Here is a 16,738-nt window from a genome sequence, read left to right on the forward strand (position 1 = left end):
ACCCGGTCCGCACCATGGCCATCGATTACCTCAAGAAAATCCTGACCGCGAAGGTCTATGACGTCGCGGTGGAAACCGAGCTGAAGTTCGCGCCAAACCTGTCGGCGCGCACCGGCAACCGCGTCTACCTCAAGCGCGAGGATGACCAGCCGGTGTTCTCGTTCAAGCTGCGCGGCGCCTACAACAAGATGGCCTCGCTCACGGCGGCCGAGCGCAAGCGCGGGGTGATTACGGCATCGGCGGGCAACCACGCGCAGGGCGTGGCCTTCAGCGCGGCCCGCATGGAGTGCAAGGCGGTGATCTGCATGCCGGTGACGACGCCGCAGTTGAAGATCGACGGCGTGCGCTCCCGCGGCGGCGAATGGGTCGATGTCGTGCTGCAGGGCGAGAGCTATTCCGACGCGTACAACCACGCCGCCAAGCTGCAGGAAAAGCACGGCTACACCTTCGTGCACCCGTTCGACGATCCCGACGTGATTGCCGGCCAGGGCACCATCGCCATGGAAATCCTGCGTCAGCATCCGCAGCCCCTGCATGCCATCTTCTGCTCGATCGGCGGCGGCGGGCTGATCTCGGGCGTTGCGGCCTACGTGAAGGCCGTGCGGCCGGACGTCAAGGTCATCGGCGTGCAGAGCGTGGATTCCGACGCCATGGCGCGTTCGGTCGCCGCTGGCAAGCGCGTCGAACTGAAGGAAGTGGGCCTGTTTGCCGACGGCACCGCGGTGAAGCTGGTGGGCAAGGAAACCTTCCGCATTACGCGCGAGCTGGTCGACGAAATCATCACCGTGGATACGGATGCCATCTGCGCGGCGCTGAAAGATGTGTTCCAGGACACCCGCAGCCTGCTGGAGCCGTCGGGCGCGCTGGCGCTGGCCGGCCTGAAGCAGTATGCCGAGACCCACAAGCTGAAGAACGAATCGCTGGTGGCCGTGGCCAGTGGCGCGAACATGAACTTCGACCGCCTGCGCTTCGTGGCCGAGCGCGCCGAAGTGGGCGAGGCGCGTGAAGCCGTGTTTGCCGTGACGATCCCGGAAGAGCGCGGCAGCTTCAAGCGCTTCTGCGAACTGGTCGGCTGGTCGCGCAACGTGACGGAGTTCAACTACCGCATTGCCAGCAAGGACGCGGCGCATATCTTCGTGGGCGTGCAAATTGCATCGCGCGCAGAGGGCGACAAGATTGCCGAGAACTTCCGCAAGCACGGTTTCCCGACGCTGGACCTGTCCAACGACGAACTCGCCAAGCAGCACATCCGCTACATGGTGGGCGGGCGTTCGCCGCTGGCAGAAAACGAGCATCTCTATCGTTTCGAGTTTCCCGAACGGCCCGGCGCGCTGATGAAGTTCCTCTCGAGCATGAGCCCGAACTGGAACATCAGCCTGTTCCACTACCGCAATCAGGGCGCGGATTCGAGCAACATCCTCGTCGGCATCCAGGTACCGAAGAACGAGAAGCGCGAGTTCAAGGCGTTCCTCGCCACGCTGGGCTATACCTACTGGGACGAAAGCGAGAACCCTGTCTACAGCCTGTTTTTGTGATGAGCAACCAACCCGAACATTCGCCCCTGGGTAAGACCTCCGCGTACAAGACGGAGTACGACCCGAGCCTGCTGTTTCCGATTCCGCGCCAGGGCAAGCGCGACGAGATCGGCCTCGCCGCCGGCACGCCCCTGCCCTTCTTCGGCGTCGACCTCTGGAACCTGTACGAGCTGTCGTGGCTGAACCTGCGCGGCAAGCCGCAGGTGGCGCTCGGCACCGTGATCGTGCCGGCGGATTCGCCCAACATCGTTGAATCGAAGTCGTTCAAGCTGTATCTGAATTCGTTCAACCAGACGAAGGTGGCGTCGCACGAAGCGCTGCAGCAGTTGATCCACCACGATCTGTCGGAAGCCTGCGGTGCACCGGTGCAGGTGCGTATCGTCCCCCCGGAGGAATTTTCCCGGCAGAAAATGGGCGAACTCGATGGCCTGCTGCTCGATCGCCTGGACATCGAAACCGACGTCTATCAGCCCACGCCCGAGCTGCTGCATGCCGATGAGGAAGAAAGCCCGGTGGAAGAAACGCTGGTGTCGCACCTGCTGAAGTCCAATTGCCTTGTGACGGGTCAGCCGGACTGGGGCAGCGTGCAGATCCGCTATGTGGGTGCGCCGATCAATCAGGAAGGGCTGCTGAAGTATCTGATCTCGTTCCGTGAGCACAACGAGTTTCACGAACAATGCGTGGAGCGGATCTTTACCGACATCCTGCGCCAGTGCCGGCCGGTCAAGCTGGCCGTGTATGCGCGCTACACGCGGCGCGGCGGGCTGGACATCAACCCGTTCCGCACAAACTACAACACGCCCTGGCCGGATAACCTGAGAAACGCGCGTCAGTAAGCGCTGACACTGCGTAAGCCACGCAAGGCGCCTTCGGGCGCCTTTTTTCTTGCCTGAGCGATCCACCAAACGGGCATTTCGGCCTCGTCCGTTTTGTGGACGCCACCGCCCTATCGTTTCACGCCCGCTCGCCTATAGTGGTATCCGCAGTACACCACCCGGGGGAATCGTGAAGCGTCCGTCCGCTGCCAGCGGTAAGGACACTCTCGACGGGGGACATTGCCGTGACGAAGACGCCATGGTGGCCGCAAGGTGAGACAACCCAAGCGGTTACGTGCGCATGCCTGCTGTTGTGCAGCGGGTCGGTCCTTGCGCAGACCAACGAGCCGGTGGACGACAAGCCACCCAGTCTGGAAGCGCTGCAGCGCGAGCTTGCCGATACGCAGGCGCGCCTGCAGGAACTCAAGCGCTCGATCCAGCAACAGGAAACGCATCTGCGGCGCATGCGGCGCGCGCTCGGCATGAGCGAGGGCCGACTCGACACCGTGCGCGGTGCCGGCGCTCCTGGCGCGGCAGGCGACGCATCGGAAATCGCGCAGAACGACCAGCCCGGTGCCACGCCCGTCGGCAAACCGCCGGAGCCACCTGACCGGCCACCCCGCATCGCGCAGATCTTCGACGAGCCCAGCGCGCTTACACCGCCGGGCAAGGTGGTCGTCGAGCCGTCATTGCAGATGGCGTATTCATCGTCCGACCGCGTGGCGCTGGTGGGCTACACCATCATCCCCGCGCTGTTGATCGGGCTGATCGACGTACGGCAGGTCAAGACCACCACGCTCACCGGCACGGTGGCATTGCGTTACGGCCTGGCGCGCCGTTGGGAACTGGAAGCGCGCGTGCCCTATGTCTACAGCGCGAGCGACACGGTCAGCCGCGAACTGTTCACCGGCACGGCGACAGACAACGCCTTCAGCTCGCACGGGCGCGGCATCGGCGATGTGGAACTGACCGCGCGCTATCAGATCAATGCGGGCGGCGTCGACAAGCCGTTCTACATCGGCTGGCTGCGCTTCAAGACGCGCACCGGCAAGGATCCGTTTGACGTCACCACTGATTGCGTGACGCGCTGCGTGAGCAATACCACGGGCACCGGCCTGCCTCTGCAACAGCCAACGGGTTCTGGCTTCTTCGCGGTTCAGCCGGGGCTGACGTGGCTGTTCCCAACGGATCCGGCAGTGTTCTTCGGCAGCATCAGCTACCTGCACAACTTCGAGCGCAAGGACGTGAGTCTGAACCTCGTGGACGGTTCGAAGCAGTTCCTGGGCAACGTGAAAGCCGGCGACATCATCGGCCTGAACTTCGGCATGGGGCTGGCGCTGAACGAAAAGGCATCGTTCTCCATCGGCTACGACCAGAGCATCATCGCGCCGACCAAGCAGAACGGCCAGCGCGTGCCGGGCTCGGTGCGGACGATTCTCGGTACGTTGCTGGTCGGCTATTCGTACCGGCTATCGCCCAAGATGTCGCTGAACCTGTCGGTGGGGGCAGGCCTGACGCGCGACACGCCGGATCTGACCGTCACGCTTCGCCTGCCGATCCAGTTCTAGCTCAGTGCTGCATGGTGACGACGTTGGCCAACGCGCCTTGTAGCACGTTGGCGAGATTCATCTGACGGAACTGCGGCAGGCTGTTGACCGCCGCATTGATGGTCGTCACCGCCTGCAGCGTCTGGTTGTTCAAGCTGTTCTGGATGACCGTGGCCGCCGCTGTCGCACCCGCGGCCACATCGGGCGGTGCGACATTGTTGGGGCCGTTCTGCACGAGGTTCACCGTGTTGACCACCGAGGCCAATTGCTGCGCCTGGTTGGCCGTCATGCGTGCCACATCGGGGATGTTGACCGATGCGCTCGCCACCAGATCGCCGTTGACGTAGACCGCCCGGTCGATGCCGAACGAGATGTGCAGCCCCGCAAGCGAGGGCACATCAAACCCGCCGCGCATGTCGTCGAGCTTGTCTTCGGACACGGCGCGCCAGACATGGACGGGATTGTTATCCATGCCATCCATGCCGGCAGCAAACGCATGCCCGGCCGCAGCCAGCGCGAACCAGCCGGCCCACGCCATCTTGCCAAACCGCTTCATGATGCCCTCCTGCCGGACTACCTGACTGCCATGCAGACGACGCTCAGAAATCGGACGGACCGTGCTTGGGAACAACGATGTTTCCCAGGCCGCTGCGGTCCATGCCTTCCTCCAGCGGCGCACGCGGTGCCACGCGCCAATCCGATGCGGCGTTGAACGTCGCCCCCGACTCGCGGTTGTGGACGACGAACAGCAAATGGTTGTCCCACATGCTCTCGAAACTAGCACGCGGAATCGCACGCGTGCCCATGGCCGGATCGCCCACCAGCACACGCCCTTCTTGCACACCCTTGACCACCACGAAGTGGTGATAGCCGTTCTCGGTCAACAGCACGATGGCCGGCAAGTGCGCGTCCTTCAATGCATCCAGCGGCTGCTCGAAACCATCGGCCTCAAAGCCTACCGACGCCAGATAGCGTTTGATGTCGAGCAGCGAAAAACCTTCTCGCCGGATCTTCTCCTGGTTGCCATGCTCATACATGGCCTGGAACACGGTCTGCTCGCTCACCGGATAGCCGTACTGATACGTGAGCAGCGTCGCTACCGCGGCCGACCCGCAACTGAAGTCGAAACGCTGATGCACGGTTCGCAGATAGCGCGCGGCCTTCATGCTCGTCACCGGCACCGCATACGTGCCGCCGCCCGTGCCGAGCATGTCGATCGCGCCCGCCAACGCGGGCCCGCACATCAGTGCCATCAGCACTGCGCCGCACGTCTTGCGCATCATTCCGTCCTTCACAAGCTCAAGGCCGGAACTGCACGTTGACGATGGTGGCGTTCTGGATCAGCACGTTCGCTCCGCTGTTCTGGATGACCGTGGGGATCCCGCTGGCATTGGCAAACGAGCCGTCGCGCACGATGTTCGACCCCGTCGCCACATTCACGGCGGCGTTGTCGCTCACGGTGCCCGACAGGCGCGCGTCATTGACGGTCTGGTAGAGATCCTGCGTGCCGCCGCGATAGCTGTCGAGCCGATCTGCTCCCACCGCATGACCGAACCCAGGCACCGACACGGCCGCGGCGACCGGGGGACGCACCGCTTCCGTATTGGCTGTCTGAGCACCGTCTGCGATTGACGCATCGTCCGCTGCCATCGCCGCTGCCACTGGCCACACTGCCAGGCCGCATGCCAAACACCATGCCGCCCATCCTGCTGTGGTTCTTCTGTCGGATCGCATCGAACATCTCCTATACGCTCCAACTGCGGGCCGGACCACGCATGCAGTCCGGCCCTGTCCACCGCCATGCGCGCAATGTCACCGCACGCACAACGGCACTTCCCCGCTCACGCCTGATACCGGGCTACTTGCCGACATTCAGGTTGGCCTGCACGTTGATGCTTTGCTGGATGAGGGAAGCGAAGCCGCTGTTCTGGTTCGCCACCATCACGCCTGCTGCAGACTGGCCGACGCTGGTCATGGCGTTGGACATGTTGAACGTACCTGCGTCCACCATGACCGTGCCGCCTGCACCGCCCGTGCCGCCCACCGCACCATTGCCGACACCGCCATTGCCCACGCCGCCTGCGCCGCCGGCCGCACCGACTGCACCCACAGCGCCATTGCCCGCCGTGGACGATGCTGCGCCGTTGGTTGCGCTGCCGTTGGTCGCGCTGCCGCCTGCGCCGCCATTGCCTGCCACGTTGGTAGCTGCACCGCCCGCGCCTGCCCCGCCACCCGTGCTGGTGCCGGTGGCACTGCTCGAGCCTGTGCCCGCACCTGCCGATGCCGTGGACGTGCCGCTGGTGGTGGAGCCGCCAGCGCCGCCTGCCCCGCCTGCCGAGGCACTGCCGCCGCCCGTGGCCGCGCCGCTGCCGTGATGGCGGTTCGCATCGCCACCGCTAGCGCTGGACGTGCCGCCTGCCCCGCCGCCACCGCCGCCGGCTGCGCTCGTGCTGCCCGCTGCGCCGCCAAGGCCCGCGCCCAGGCTGGCCGAGAGCGTGCCGGAGCTGCCGCCGTTACCGCCGCTGCCCGCACTGCCGCCGGCGTCTCCGCCATTGCCACCGTTGCCGGCCACTGCGCCGCCGTTGGTCGCGCTGCCATGCGTGACGCTGCCCGAGCTGCCGCCCGCGCCACCACTGCCACCTGCGCCGCCAGCGCCACCGTTGCCGCCAGCGCCAGCGCCGCCGTAGCCGTATCCGCCACGCCCGCCCGCGCCGCCATTGGCCGAGCCGCCATTGTTGGTGGCGACGTTGCCGATGCCCGACACGCTGATGTTGGTGACGGTGCCGTCCAGCTTCGAGACTGCAATTGCCTTGCTTGTGTTGAAGGAGTTGGTGAATGTTGCCGTTGCCATACCGCCGTTGTTGGCGGCGGCGGTGCCATAGCCGTCAGCGTTGGCCCAGCCGCTGTTGTCGCGGTTGCTGCCCTGGCTTTGGTTGTTGTGCTGATTCGAGTTATCGGTTGCCGTCGTGGTTGTGGTCGTTGCGGTGTTCGTCGTCGTGTCTGTGCTGGTGTTGGTTCTGGTGATAGTCGACGTGTTGGTTTGGGTCTTGTCACCCGCGCCGGACGCCGTATTCCCGATGTCGGCCAATGCAACGCCAGAGACCCCCAATCCCATGGCGATCGCGGTGGCCAGTAAGGTCTTCTTCATAACGCACTCCATAAAGGTGAGAGGGACGGCTGGAAACGCAGCCAGTAAGGCCGGCGCGCTCTGCCTGTGGGAAAAAACATGACCCACCCCGGGGCGGCTCGTTTGCATAATCAGTGCCAACTTGTGCGCCTGCTTTACGCGGCTGCTCTAAGCGTTTGAAAACGCAAAAGTTTCACCGGCACCCGCGTACATGGGCGCGCACCGTGCCATGCAATCGTGTCGACGCGTGCAACTTTTGGGGGGCGGTTTGCGCCTTTTCGGTTGCGGCGCCGATACACCGTCGTGTCACGCATGGCAGCCACGGCATGCACGGCCTTCGCGCCAAGACGCAAACCACGCGCACGCATACGCTCGGTGTGGGTGTTTGAGACGAGCGATTGGCTGGGTGTTTCAGGCGTGATACGTCGGCGCATCGTCGCTCACATTGCGTGAGCGGTTGGTCGCGGCGAGTGAGCATCCCGCCGCGCACCTCGCAGCGGTTTGCATGCCTCGATGGCGTACGCACCGTCAGCACGCAGCCGCGCGTGGCTGCTCGATTGCGAGTGCCCCCTATCGGCAAGACGCATGCGGGAGACGTGTCTCGATTTCTGCGTCAGGCGTTGCCCAGGCAGGCGAAAAAAAGCCGCGCGCGGCAAGCATCGTCATGGCAACGAAAAGCCGCGCGCAACCGGTTGGCATTTCAGCGGCGAAACCGCAAGCTCAGGTTCAGGCCGTAGCGGCCACCGTCAACTTGAGTTCTTCGATCATGCGGTCGCGCATGACGAACTTCTGCACCTTGCCCGTCACCGTCATCGGCATCTCGGTGACAAAGCGGATGTAGCGCGGGATCTTGTAGTGCGCGATCTGGCCCTGGCAGAACGTACGGATCTCCTCTTCCGTGGCCTGTTGGCCGGGCTTGAGCACGATCCACGCGCAGACCTCTTCGCCATACTTCGGGTCGGGCACGCCAAATACGTTGACGGCCTGCACCTTCGGATGCCGGAAGAGGAATTCTTCGATCTCGCGCGGGTAGACATTCTCGCCACCGCGAATGAGCATGTCCTTCACGCGGCCGACGATGTTGCAGTAGCCCTCGGCATCGAACGTTGCCAGATCACCCGTGCGCATCCAGCCGTCGTGGATCGATTCGGCGGTCTTGGCCTCGTCGTCCCAGTAGCCGAGCATGACCGAATAGCCCTTGGTGCACAGCTCGCCCTTCTCGCCCACAGGCACCACCTCTCCCGCGCCATCGACCAGCTTGACCTGCAAATGCGGCTGGATGCGGCCGACGGTGGTCACGCGCTTGTCGAGCGGGTCCGTCACGGCGCTCTGGAAGGACACGGGGCTCGTCTCGGTCATGCCGTAGGCGATGGTGACTTCGCGCAGGTTCAGCTCCGACACCACGCGCTTCATCACCTCGATGGGACACGGCGATCCGGCCATGATGCCGCCGCGCAGCGTCGATACGTCAAAGCTCTTGAAGTCCGGATGATCGAGCTGCGCGATGAACATCGTCGGCACGCCGTGCAGTTGGGTGCAGCGTTCTTCCGCCACCGTGCGCAGCGTGGCCAGCGGATCGAATGCCTCGCCCGGGAACACCATGCACGCTCCGGTGGCCGTGCAGGTGAGCACCGACATGACCATGCCGAAGCAGTGATACAGCGGCACGGGAATGCACAGCCGATCGCCCTCTTGCAGATTCATCGCCATGGCAACGAAGCGCGCGTTATTGACGACGTTCACATGCGTGAGCGTCGCCCCCTTGGGCGCTCCGGTCGTGCCGCTAGTGAACTGAATGTTGATGGCGTCGTCGGGCGACAGCGTGGCCGTGATGGCATCCAGCGCATCAACGGGTACGCTTTTTCCACGCGCAATGACGTCAGCAAAGTTGAGCATGCCAGGCGTATTGGCGTCGCCCATGCGGATGACCCAGCGCAGCGCCGGCAGCTTGGCCGCGTTCAACGCGCCGGGCTGCGCAGTCGCCAGTTCGGGCGCGAGCGTCTGCAGCATTTCCAGATAGCGCGATGTCTTGAAGGCCTCGGCCGCCACGATGGCCTTGCAACCGACCTTGTTGAGCGCGTATTCCAGTTCCGACAGCCGATACGCCGGATTGATGTTGACGAGGATAAGGCCCAGGCGCGCCGTCGCGAACTGCGTGAGCACCCATTCGACGCGGTTGGGCGACCAGATGCCGATGCGGTCGCCCCGCTCCAGTCCCAGCGCGTGCAGGCCGGCGGCCAGCGCATCGACCTGTTCGGCAAAGGCGCGCCACGTCCAGCGCACGTTCTGTTCGCGGAACACGACAGCCTCGTCGTCGGGACAGCGACGCACCGTTTCCGCCAGCAACGCCGAAACCGTCACGTGTGCCAGCGGCACCGCCGTGTCGCCCACCACATACGACGCACCGTTGCGCGGTCGCGCGTCGAAAACCTCACCAGCCATGGATGTCTCCTCCAATCAACGTTGACCTTTTTGGGGCCTTGTTCTGAATGATTTGTAACCAATGCTTCCACCGCAATTTGACGCAGCTTGACGTATTTGGCAATCCGTTGCCGGACGAACAATGACGCGGAACAATTGCTGCGCTGCAGCAGCAAAAATCGGCGGGCGCGGCCTTCAACGCGCTAACATGCCGCCCTGATGTTTTGCGCTTTCTTGCACGTAGGGAATGACGATGATCGTAGTAGTGATGGGTGTTTCGGGTTGCGGCAAATCCACGGTGGGCCAGAAGATTGCCGAGCGGCTGGGCTGCGCTTTCCGCGATGGCGACGAGTTCCACTCCGAGGCCAACCGCGCCAAGATGCACGCCGGCATCCCCCTGAACGACGACGACCGCAAACCCTGGCTCGAATCCATCCGCGCCTACATGGACGAAAAAACGAGCAGCGGGCAATCGCTGGTGGTGGCCTGCTCCGCTCTCAAGCAGCGCTACCGCGACGTGCTGCGCGGCCCCGCCGGCAACACGGAATTCGTCTACCTGAAGGGCGACTTCGATCTGCTGCAAGGCCGCCTCGCCGCACGGAAAGACCACTTCTTCAACCCGAACCTGCTGCGCAGCCAGTTTGAGGCGCTGGAAGAGCCGACCGACGCCGTCATCGTCGACATCGCGCTGCCGCCCAAAGCCATCGTCGACGAGGCCATCACGCAACTGCAGGCACGCGCCGCGCACCGCCCGGCCGCCTGAACTCGCACGTGTTCGCGCGCTAGCTGCGCGTGAGTTGTTGCAATACGGCCTGCACCTCGCCATTGCACACGCGACTCATGCGCTCCTGCTCACGCGGCGTGTCGATCTGCTCGTGCGCCTGCAGCCCAAGTTCGATCAGCGATTGCGCACGCGGCAGCCAATGGCGCGTGAGCGCTGCCTGCAAATCAGCGGCAATGCGGTCTGGGTCTCCAAAGTAGAGCCGGCCGCCGTATTCGCTCTCGATCTCCTTGCGGATCACCTCGGCGGCATGCGGCAACACCGCACGGTTGACAGCCACATGCCGCAACTCATGCTCGCGGATGGCGTTGTACGCGCAAGTGCCCGGCGCAAATTCGCGCGCCACTGTCACCCGAAAGTTATTCAGCACCAGCTCCACCGAGATGGACGGCCGCAGGCAGGTCGTAGCCGGCTGCGTGGCGATGGCCATGTAGCGACTGTTGACGTCGAAGCGCGCCAGCAGCGTCGCATACGTCTTGCCCAGCACGCGGGCTGAGCGATCGTACGGCGGCGCCTCGGCGGTGAGTTGACTGACTGAGCGGTCGTTGGAGAAAGACAGCGGCGTTTCGATGGCACGCACCTCCACGCGCATCGGGCCAAGCGCCTGGTCGCACGCCTTGAGCCAGTGCGATTTGTTGGCATTGAAGGCGGGGCCGCCCGCAGCGCCGGTCGCGGCGGCGACGGTTTCGATCGGTGCAAAACGCACATTCGCCAGCCTCAGCCGATGCTGCCGACTCCAATGCCAGGCGCCGGCCGCCACAGCCAGCACCAACCCCAATACCACCACCCGACGCATGCTGGGCTCCCCGTTTGCGCATCCCGACCGGGCTACGCATGGGCGCCATAGGTCGGGTCATGCCGGTGTCAGTGCCACCGGTTCTCGGTTCTCATATTGGGCGGCAACGAGTCGTCTGATCTGCTCGCCCGATCGTTTGAGCGCTACGCGCGCCTCTGGAAGGAAAGGATAGAAGATCGGCCACACGTGCGGAAGCCGCCGCCCCATTTCTACCGAAACGGATACCCCGGCCGCCCGCGCGCGCTCGGCCATTCGGAGGGTATCGTCGCGCAGTACCTCGCTGGTGCTGACATAGCAGTGCAGCGGGGGCAGGCCCGTGAAATCGGCATATAACGGCGAGGCGAGCGGATGGTCCGTCGGCGCGCCCGAATCGCCCAGGTACAACGCCGCACCGTGCGCCATCCACGCGCCGCGAAACATCACGTCGGATTCATCGTTATCGATCAGGCTCTGGCCGGTGGCTGCCAAGTCCGTCCACGGCGAATACAGCACCGCGCCGGCCGGCAGCGGATCAGCCGCATCTCGCAGGGCCACCAGCAGCGCCAACGCCAGCCCGCCCCCCGCGGAATCGCCGGCCACCACAATGCGCGATGGCGCCACACCCTGCGCCAGCAGCGTGCGATACGTGAAGAGCGCATCTTCCACCGGCGCTGGAAACGGATGTTCGGGTGCGAGCCGGTAGTCCGGGACGCACACGCGCGCCCGCGCATGCGTGGCGAGGCCAATGGTGATCGGGCGATGTGTGCGCGGGCTGCAGAAGAAGTAGCCGCCGCCATGCAGATAAAGGACGACGGGCGCGTCGTCATGCAGGTCCGGATCAGCGGGTTCGATCCATTCGCCGGTGAGGCCGTCGCCGTTGACACCCTTGGCCGGCACGATGCGCCAATCCGGCGGCAGTTCCACCGGCGAAGGCATCTTGCGCTTCTCGGCATGCAGGCGCGTGGCGATGGGATCGAAGGGCTCCCGCTCGGTCGGCTTCTTGACCTGGTTGCGCACCATCCTCGAGACGACCCAGTTCTGCCAGCTCATCGCGCAACCCTCCGCTGCAAAGCCCCAGCCTAGCGAGGAAGCGCTGCCCAGACAATCGGTTCACACCCTGCGGGAACGCGAGTGTGCCCATACGACAACGCCGTCTCTCAGGACGTAACGTCAAGCCACGTCAGGCGTCTCGCGCGTCGCAGCCGAGGGACGGGCGCAACCGCGTTTCCGGAGTACCGATCGCGCAGCGGTGCGGTCATCTCGCTGCAACAGCGCGTGAATGATTGCTTCCAGCGGTCGATGAACGGCAAGCCCATCGCCTTCGATGGCGAAGACATGAACGCCATCCTCGCCTACATGAAATGGCTCTCCAGCGGCGTACCCGTGGGCACCAACGTGACAGGACGCGGTTTCGAAAAGATCGACACGTCGCTCGCGCCTAACCGCGAGAACGGCAAGGCCGTCTACGCCCAGCGCTGCGCAGCCTGCCATGGCGCCGAAGGCCAGGGGCTGCCCAACCCGCAAGGTGGTTACCTGATGCCCCCGTTGTGGGGCAAGGATTCGTTCAACGTGGGTGCGGGCATGGCTCGCATGTACACCGCCGCTGCCTTTGTGAAGCACAACATGCCCCTGGGCCAGGGCGGCACGTTGACCGCGCAAGAGGCAGTGGACGTGGCCGCCTTCTTTACCCAGCAGCCGCGCCCCGACTATGCCGCGCGCGCCAAGGACTGGCCCAAGGGCGACAAGCCGAAAGACGCGCGCTGAGCGCCGCCTGCCTCAAAAGCAAAAAGCCTGCGACGCAACCGCCGCAGGCTTTTTTTGCTCTCGCACCTCGGGGCGCTGAATGCCCTTTCAGTGCTGGTCCGGTTCAGCCCGATCAGTTGACCTTGAGCTGACCGCCACGACCCAGGCCGCCCTTGACGTCCTGCGCCTTGTAGCTACGCAGTGCAACAACCATCTTGTTCCACGCGTCGATAAAGGCGACCACCGTGGCCTTGCCTTCCGGCGTGCTGGAGAAACCTGCCAGACCGCCGCCCACGCCACCGCCAAAGCCGGCCAGCACCGCACCGTAGTTCGTCGCGGTTGAGCTGCCTTCGGCGGCTGCGATCTGCACGGCCGAGCGCACGTCGAACAGGGTCAGCGTCACAACCGAAGCCTTCGACTTCACGCTGCCGGCCAACGCGGCGATGGCGCTGTTGCCCAGCAGGCCGCCCACGGCACCCGCCACACCGCCGATCGGCGAGTCGTTGATGATGATCTGCGGTTCCATGTAGTAGTCAGCCGCCACGCGCTGACCCTTCTGCTGCTTCGAGCCGGCACGGTATTCACCGGAGTTGCGCTGCAGATCGGTGATGCGCGACAGGCGTGCGTCGGTCTTCTGGTTGCCGATCGACGTGATCACGAAGCAGTTCGATTGCTGCACAGCCATGCGCAGCAGCGGATCGATGGTCGTCACCTTGGTGGCGCTGCCGAACTGGCCGTACCAGTCGGCATTGCGGCCATCATCCATCGCGATCGTGCCCAGCGGCGAGGCACAGCGCTCGAGCGTCGGGTCTGCACCCACGCTGGAGCCGCCGGCCGCCGCACCGCTCACGCCGGCGTTCTGGCCGCCCGGCGTCACCATGCCGCCGCCTGCGCACGCAGCCAGGGAAGAGATGATCAGTGCTACGCCTGCGGCCCTGGCAGTGCGGCTGAGAAGATTGGTTTTCATATTGTTGTGTGGCTCACATTGAGTCGATGTTCGGCTTATGCGTCCTGCGACTCAATAAGCCCCCCTTGATCAGGCGTGCGAGGTGTGCAACAGGTTTCCCCCCTCCCCGAACTGCCTTGAAACGCTTTGAAATGGATGACCGCGGCGCCTCTCTCAGTACCAGTACCAGCTCGTCTGGCGCCAGACGCCGAGGTACGGATAACCTGAATACCAATAGCCGTAGTAAGTGGTGCGCCATTGCGCGCGCCACTTGTAGTCGTCTTCATCGGATTTCTTGGCGGCGCGTGCTTGCTCAAGCAGCTTCTTCGATTCCTTGTCGCCGCGGCTCACGGCAATCGAGAGCCATTTTTCGGCTTCGCGCGGGTCGGAGCCCATCTCTTCCAGCCCGAACAGGTAGAACGCGCCCAGCGCCTTTTGCGCCTGCAGGTTGCCGTGCTCGGCTGCCTCGCGCATCCAGTTCAGTGCCTGGTAGCTGTCCTGGCGGACGCCGTCGCCGCGGAAATAGCGCAGACCCAGGTCGTAGGCGGCCTTGGGCTCTCGCTTGGCAACTTCCTTGAGGGCGGTAATGCGCGGATCTTCGTCAGGGATATTCGCCTGGTCAAACGCCACCTGGGCTTTCGGCCGATCGGCACAGCCGCGGTCGTCACATACCCGTACCACATCGCTGGGTGGCTGCGGCTGGGCACACGCTGCCAGCAGTGACACGACTCCCAACATCAGCAAACGATTCCGCATTCGCCTGACCCTTTTTTTTATTGTTGCTGTTGATCGAGAGAAACTCCGCTGACAGCCAGGTCGGTGCCGGTCGTTTTTGCGATCCCGTTCGCAAGACCGGCGCCGCCAGATCGGCTGCACAACGCTTTCTCTTCCGCGCCCCCGCAGGATTTGCGGGCACATGATATAGATCGGTCTACTTTAGCTTGAAGCGTGTGCCGTTGTGTTATCAAAGCGTAAAGCTGACGTGGCAACGACACCGTGCGACTGAGTTTGCTCGGGGCGAGTCCCCCAAGGTCGCAACAAGGGGCCGATGCTAAGATGCGGCCCAGCAATGAGGAGAGGTAGCAATGCGCGCAAGCAAGCGCCAACAGGTGGTGGACAAGGCCAGTGAGCTGTTTTCCAAGCACGGCTTTCACCCCGTGGGCGTCGATTGGATCATCGACGAGTCCGGCGTCGCCCGCATGACGCTGTACCGGCACTTTACCGGCAAGGAAGATCTGATCAAGGAAGTGCTGGAGCAGCGCTATACCTACGTCATGGGCAGCATTGCAGAGAAGCTCAGCCCCCTGCCCGACGCCACCGCCCGCCTCAAGGGCATCTTCGAGTGGTACGGCACGTGGTTCCGCACTCCCGAATTTGCGGGCTGCCTGTTCGAGCGCGCGCTTGCGGAATTTGGCGCCACCTGCCCCAAGGTGACCGACGTGGCGGTACGCTACCGCGACGATCTGCTCGCAATGATGGAAACGCTGCTCAGGGATGTGGTGCCCGCCGGTACGGCGCGGCAGCTTGCGGGCGTGTACGTGATGCTGCTATCGGGTGCCACGGCCGATGCGCGCACGATGGGCGATCCGTCCGCCGCGTCACAGGCCTGGCACGCTGCAGAAACCCTTCTGAACCAGGCCAGGGCCGCCACCGAAGCTGCCTGAACCCTGCCGCCGCAAGCTACCAGCCGCGCTGCACCCGCCGCGCAATCATCGAGGGCAAGCGCAGCATGCCCTCAGCCGCCAGGCGTAGATGCATCCCGACCAGCAGGATGTTGTCGCGCAGATACCGGAAATGCGACACGCCGCCCTCGTGCGCGCGGAAGTAGCGCACCGGCGCCGCCAGCCGGATCGGACGCACACCGGCCCAGCACAGGCGCACGGCCGCTTCCGGGTCGAAATCGAAACCGCGCATCCAAGTCTGCCGGCGCATGATCTCGGCCAGCGGCGCAATCGGATAGACGCGAAAACCGAACAACGTATCGCCAATACCGGCCCACAGCGTTTCGATATCCGCGCAGCCATTGGACAGGCGCCGACCGTGCACGCGCATCTGCGGCGCCGTTGCGTCGAACACCGGCTGGCCGAGGATCATCGCGTCGGGCGCAGCCTGCGAGGCCGCCATGAATTCGGGGATTAGGTTGGCAGGATGCTGCCCATCGGCGTCCATGGTCAGCACGTAGGTGAAGCCCGCCGCGGCAGCAGCTTCCAGCCCGGCCAGCACAGCCACGCCCTTGCCGCGATTGCGCGGCAGCACGATCACGCGCAGCCCCGGGTCTTGCGCGGCCATGGCCTGCAGGCGTTCGGTGCTGCCGTCGGTGCTGCCGTCGGCCACCACCCAGACCGGGTTCCACTGCGCGCGCGCAGTGCGCACGGTGTCGTCAACCTTGGGGCCAGGGTTGTAGCTTGGAATCAGAACGAGGTGCGAAGTGGAAGCGCCGGTCATCGGCATGGCGTCGGTCCGGCCAAACGTTGAAAGCGGAATGCGTCGGGCGCTGGCGCGAGCCTATCGCGTGCGGTGTTCTGCCACGTAGGCTGCGAGCGAGCCCAGCGAGGCGAAGATCTTCTGGTTGTCGGGATCGCCCGAGCGCAGCTCGAAGCCGTATTTCTTGGAGATCAGCAGCGCAACTTCGAGGATATCGATGGAATCGAGCCCGAACCCTTCGCCATACAGCGGTGTGTCGGCGGTCAGGGCATCGAGTTGAATGTCTTCGAGATTCAGTTCGCCGATCATGAGCGCGGCGAGCTCTTTTTCCAGGTCGTTCATCGGTCTTGCAACCACAGGCGGCGTGCAGCGGGGATTGCGGCCAGAGCCAACAACGTTCTCCTTGCCCGAAGCCCCTGCCTTGTCCAGCCCAGCCTGTGAAGGGGGTCGTTTAAGCTACGCGGATTCTAGACGAAGGGTTACACCCCGTATAGCGCGAAACCGTGACAAAGACCGCATGTCTCGGCGTCTACCCAAAGTGACGCAAACGATTCAACGGCTTGTGTGGCGCCGCAAAGCGGCAATGGGCGCCGTAGCAGCGCCGGCCGGGCGCCGTACATCCGG

17 protein-coding genes are annotated in these 16,738 nt (G+C 64.3%); 6 read left to right on the forward strand and 11 right to left on the reverse strand.

The features are described from left to right. Positions 1-14 precede the first annotated feature (14 nt). The 3 genes from ilvA to BG83_RS0110475 all read left to right on the forward strand — a co-directional run bounded on the left by ilvA (position 15) and on the right by BG83_RS0110475 (position 3,918). Positions 15-1,535 (forward strand): threonine ammonia-lyase, biosynthetic, encoded by a 1,521-nt coding sequence (ilvA, locus tag BG83_RS0110465; RefSeq protein ID WP_024976674.1) that lies wholly within the window; start codon positions 15-17, stop codon positions 1,533-1,535. Then, positions 1,535-2,371 (forward strand): NADPH-dependent 7-cyano-7-deazaguanine reductase QueF, encoded by an 837-nt coding sequence (gene queF, locus BG83_RS0110470; protein WP_024976675.1) that lies wholly within the window; start codon positions 1,535-1,537, stop codon positions 2,369-2,371. The genes ilvA and queF overlap by 1 nt, the downstream gene beginning before the upstream one ends. A 224-nt stretch (positions 2,372-2,595) precedes the next feature. Next, positions 2,596-3,918, forward strand: coding sequence for a transporter (locus tag BG83_RS0110475; RefSeq protein ID WP_024976676.1), 1,323 nt, complete (start codon positions 2,596-2,598; stop codon positions 3,916-3,918). Between the two features lies 1 nt (position 3,919). Here BG83_RS0110475 and BG83_RS0110480 read toward each other — a convergent pair whose 3' ends face one another. From BG83_RS0110480 to BG83_RS0110500, 5 genes are all read right to left on the reverse strand, one after another. Then, positions 3,920-4,453, reverse strand: coding sequence for a hypothetical protein (locus BG83_RS0110480; protein ID WP_024976677.1), 534 nt, complete (start codon positions 4,451-4,453; stop codon positions 3,920-3,922). A 43-nt stretch (positions 4,454-4,496) separates the two neighbouring features. Then, complete coding sequence (locus tag BG83_RS0110485; RefSeq protein WP_024976678.1) at positions 4,497-5,180, reverse strand: C39 family peptidase; 684 nt, start codon at positions 5,178-5,180, stop codon at positions 4,497-4,499. A gap of 16 nt (positions 5,181-5,196) precedes the next feature. Next, the gene (locus BG83_RS0110490) at positions 5,197-5,631 is read right to left on the reverse strand and encodes a hypothetical protein (RefSeq protein WP_024976679.1); all 435 of its coding nucleotides are present in this window, start codon (positions 5,629-5,631) and stop codon (positions 5,197-5,199) included. Between the two features lie 124 nt (positions 5,632-5,755). Further along, entirely contained in the window at positions 5,756-7,045 is a 1,290-nt protein-coding gene (locus BG83_RS0110495; protein WP_024976680.1) for a hypothetical protein, read from the reverse strand. A 705-nt stretch (positions 7,046-7,750) separates the two neighbouring features. Continuing rightward, positions 7,751-9,466 (reverse strand): AMP-binding protein, encoded by a 1,716-nt coding sequence (locus BG83_RS0110500; RefSeq protein WP_024976681.1) that lies wholly within the window; start codon positions 9,464-9,466, stop codon positions 7,751-7,753. Between the two features lie 232 nt (positions 9,467-9,698). On the opposite strand from BG83_RS0110500, the gene BG83_RS0110505 reads away from it, so the two are divergent. Then, on the forward strand, positions 9,699-10,208 hold the full coding sequence (locus BG83_RS0110505; protein WP_024976682.1) for a gluconokinase: 510 nt from the start codon (positions 9,699-9,701) through the stop codon (positions 10,206-10,208). Between the two features lie 19 nt (positions 10,209-10,227). On the opposite strand, the gene BG83_RS0110510 is transcribed toward BG83_RS0110505, so the two are convergent. Continuing rightward, entirely contained in the window at positions 10,228-11,022 is a 795-nt protein-coding gene (locus tag BG83_RS0110510) for a hypothetical protein (RefSeq protein ID WP_024976683.1), read from the reverse strand. 57 nt (positions 11,023-11,079) lie between these two features. Beyond that, positions 11,080-12,051, reverse strand: a complete 972-nt coding sequence (locus tag BG83_RS0110515) for an alpha/beta hydrolase (RefSeq protein ID WP_024976684.1) — start codon at positions 12,049-12,051, stop codon at positions 11,080-11,082. Positions 12,052-12,132: 81 nt separating this feature from the next. Here BG83_RS0110515 and BG83_RS0110520 point away from each other — a divergent pair, with 81 nt between their 5' ends. Continuing rightward, a complete protein-coding gene (locus tag BG83_RS0110520) occupies positions 12,133-12,765 on the forward strand; it encodes a c-type cytochrome (RefSeq protein ID WP_024976685.1) in 633 nt (210 codons plus the stop codon). A 112-nt stretch (positions 12,766-12,877) separates the two neighbouring features. Here the strand turns inward: BG83_RS0110520 and BG83_RS0110525 are convergent, their stop codons facing one another. Together BG83_RS0110525 and BG83_RS0110530 are read right to left on the reverse strand one after the other, a co-directional pair. Next, the gene (locus BG83_RS0110525) at positions 12,878-13,711 is read right to left on the reverse strand and encodes a hypothetical protein (protein WP_024976686.1); all 834 of its coding nucleotides are present in this window, start codon (positions 13,709-13,711) and stop codon (positions 12,878-12,880) included. Between the two features lie 153 nt (positions 13,712-13,864). Further along, on the reverse strand, positions 13,865-14,446 hold the full coding sequence (locus tag BG83_RS0110530; RefSeq protein WP_024976687.1) for a tetratricopeptide repeat protein: 582 nt from the start codon (positions 14,444-14,446) through the stop codon (positions 13,865-13,867). A 329-nt stretch (positions 14,447-14,775) separates the two neighbouring features. Here BG83_RS0110530 and BG83_RS0110535 point away from each other — a divergent pair, with 329 nt between their 5' ends. After that, positions 14,776-15,354 (forward strand): TetR/AcrR family transcriptional regulator, encoded by a 579-nt coding sequence (locus BG83_RS0110535; protein WP_024976688.1) that lies wholly within the window; start codon positions 14,776-14,778, stop codon positions 15,352-15,354. Between the two features lie 16 nt (positions 15,355-15,370). Here the strand turns inward: BG83_RS0110535 and BG83_RS0110540 are convergent, their stop codons facing one another. Continuing rightward, positions 15,371-16,141 (reverse strand): glycosyltransferase family 2 protein, encoded by a 771-nt coding sequence (locus tag BG83_RS0110540; protein ID WP_024976689.1) that lies wholly within the window; start codon positions 16,139-16,141, stop codon positions 15,371-15,373. Between the two features lie 54 nt (positions 16,142-16,195). After that, positions 16,196-16,456: a phosphopantetheine-binding protein gene (locus tag BG83_RS0110545; RefSeq protein ID WP_004633317.1), complete on the reverse strand. Its 261-nt coding sequence runs from the start codon at positions 16,454-16,456 to the stop codon at positions 16,196-16,198. Positions 16,457-16,738: the final 282 nt, after the last annotated feature.

This window comes from Ralstonia pickettii (assembly GCF_000607165.1).
In the GTDB taxonomy this organism is placed as follows: domain Bacteria; phylum Pseudomonadota; class Gammaproteobacteria; order Burkholderiales; family Burkholderiaceae; genus Ralstonia; species Ralstonia holmesii.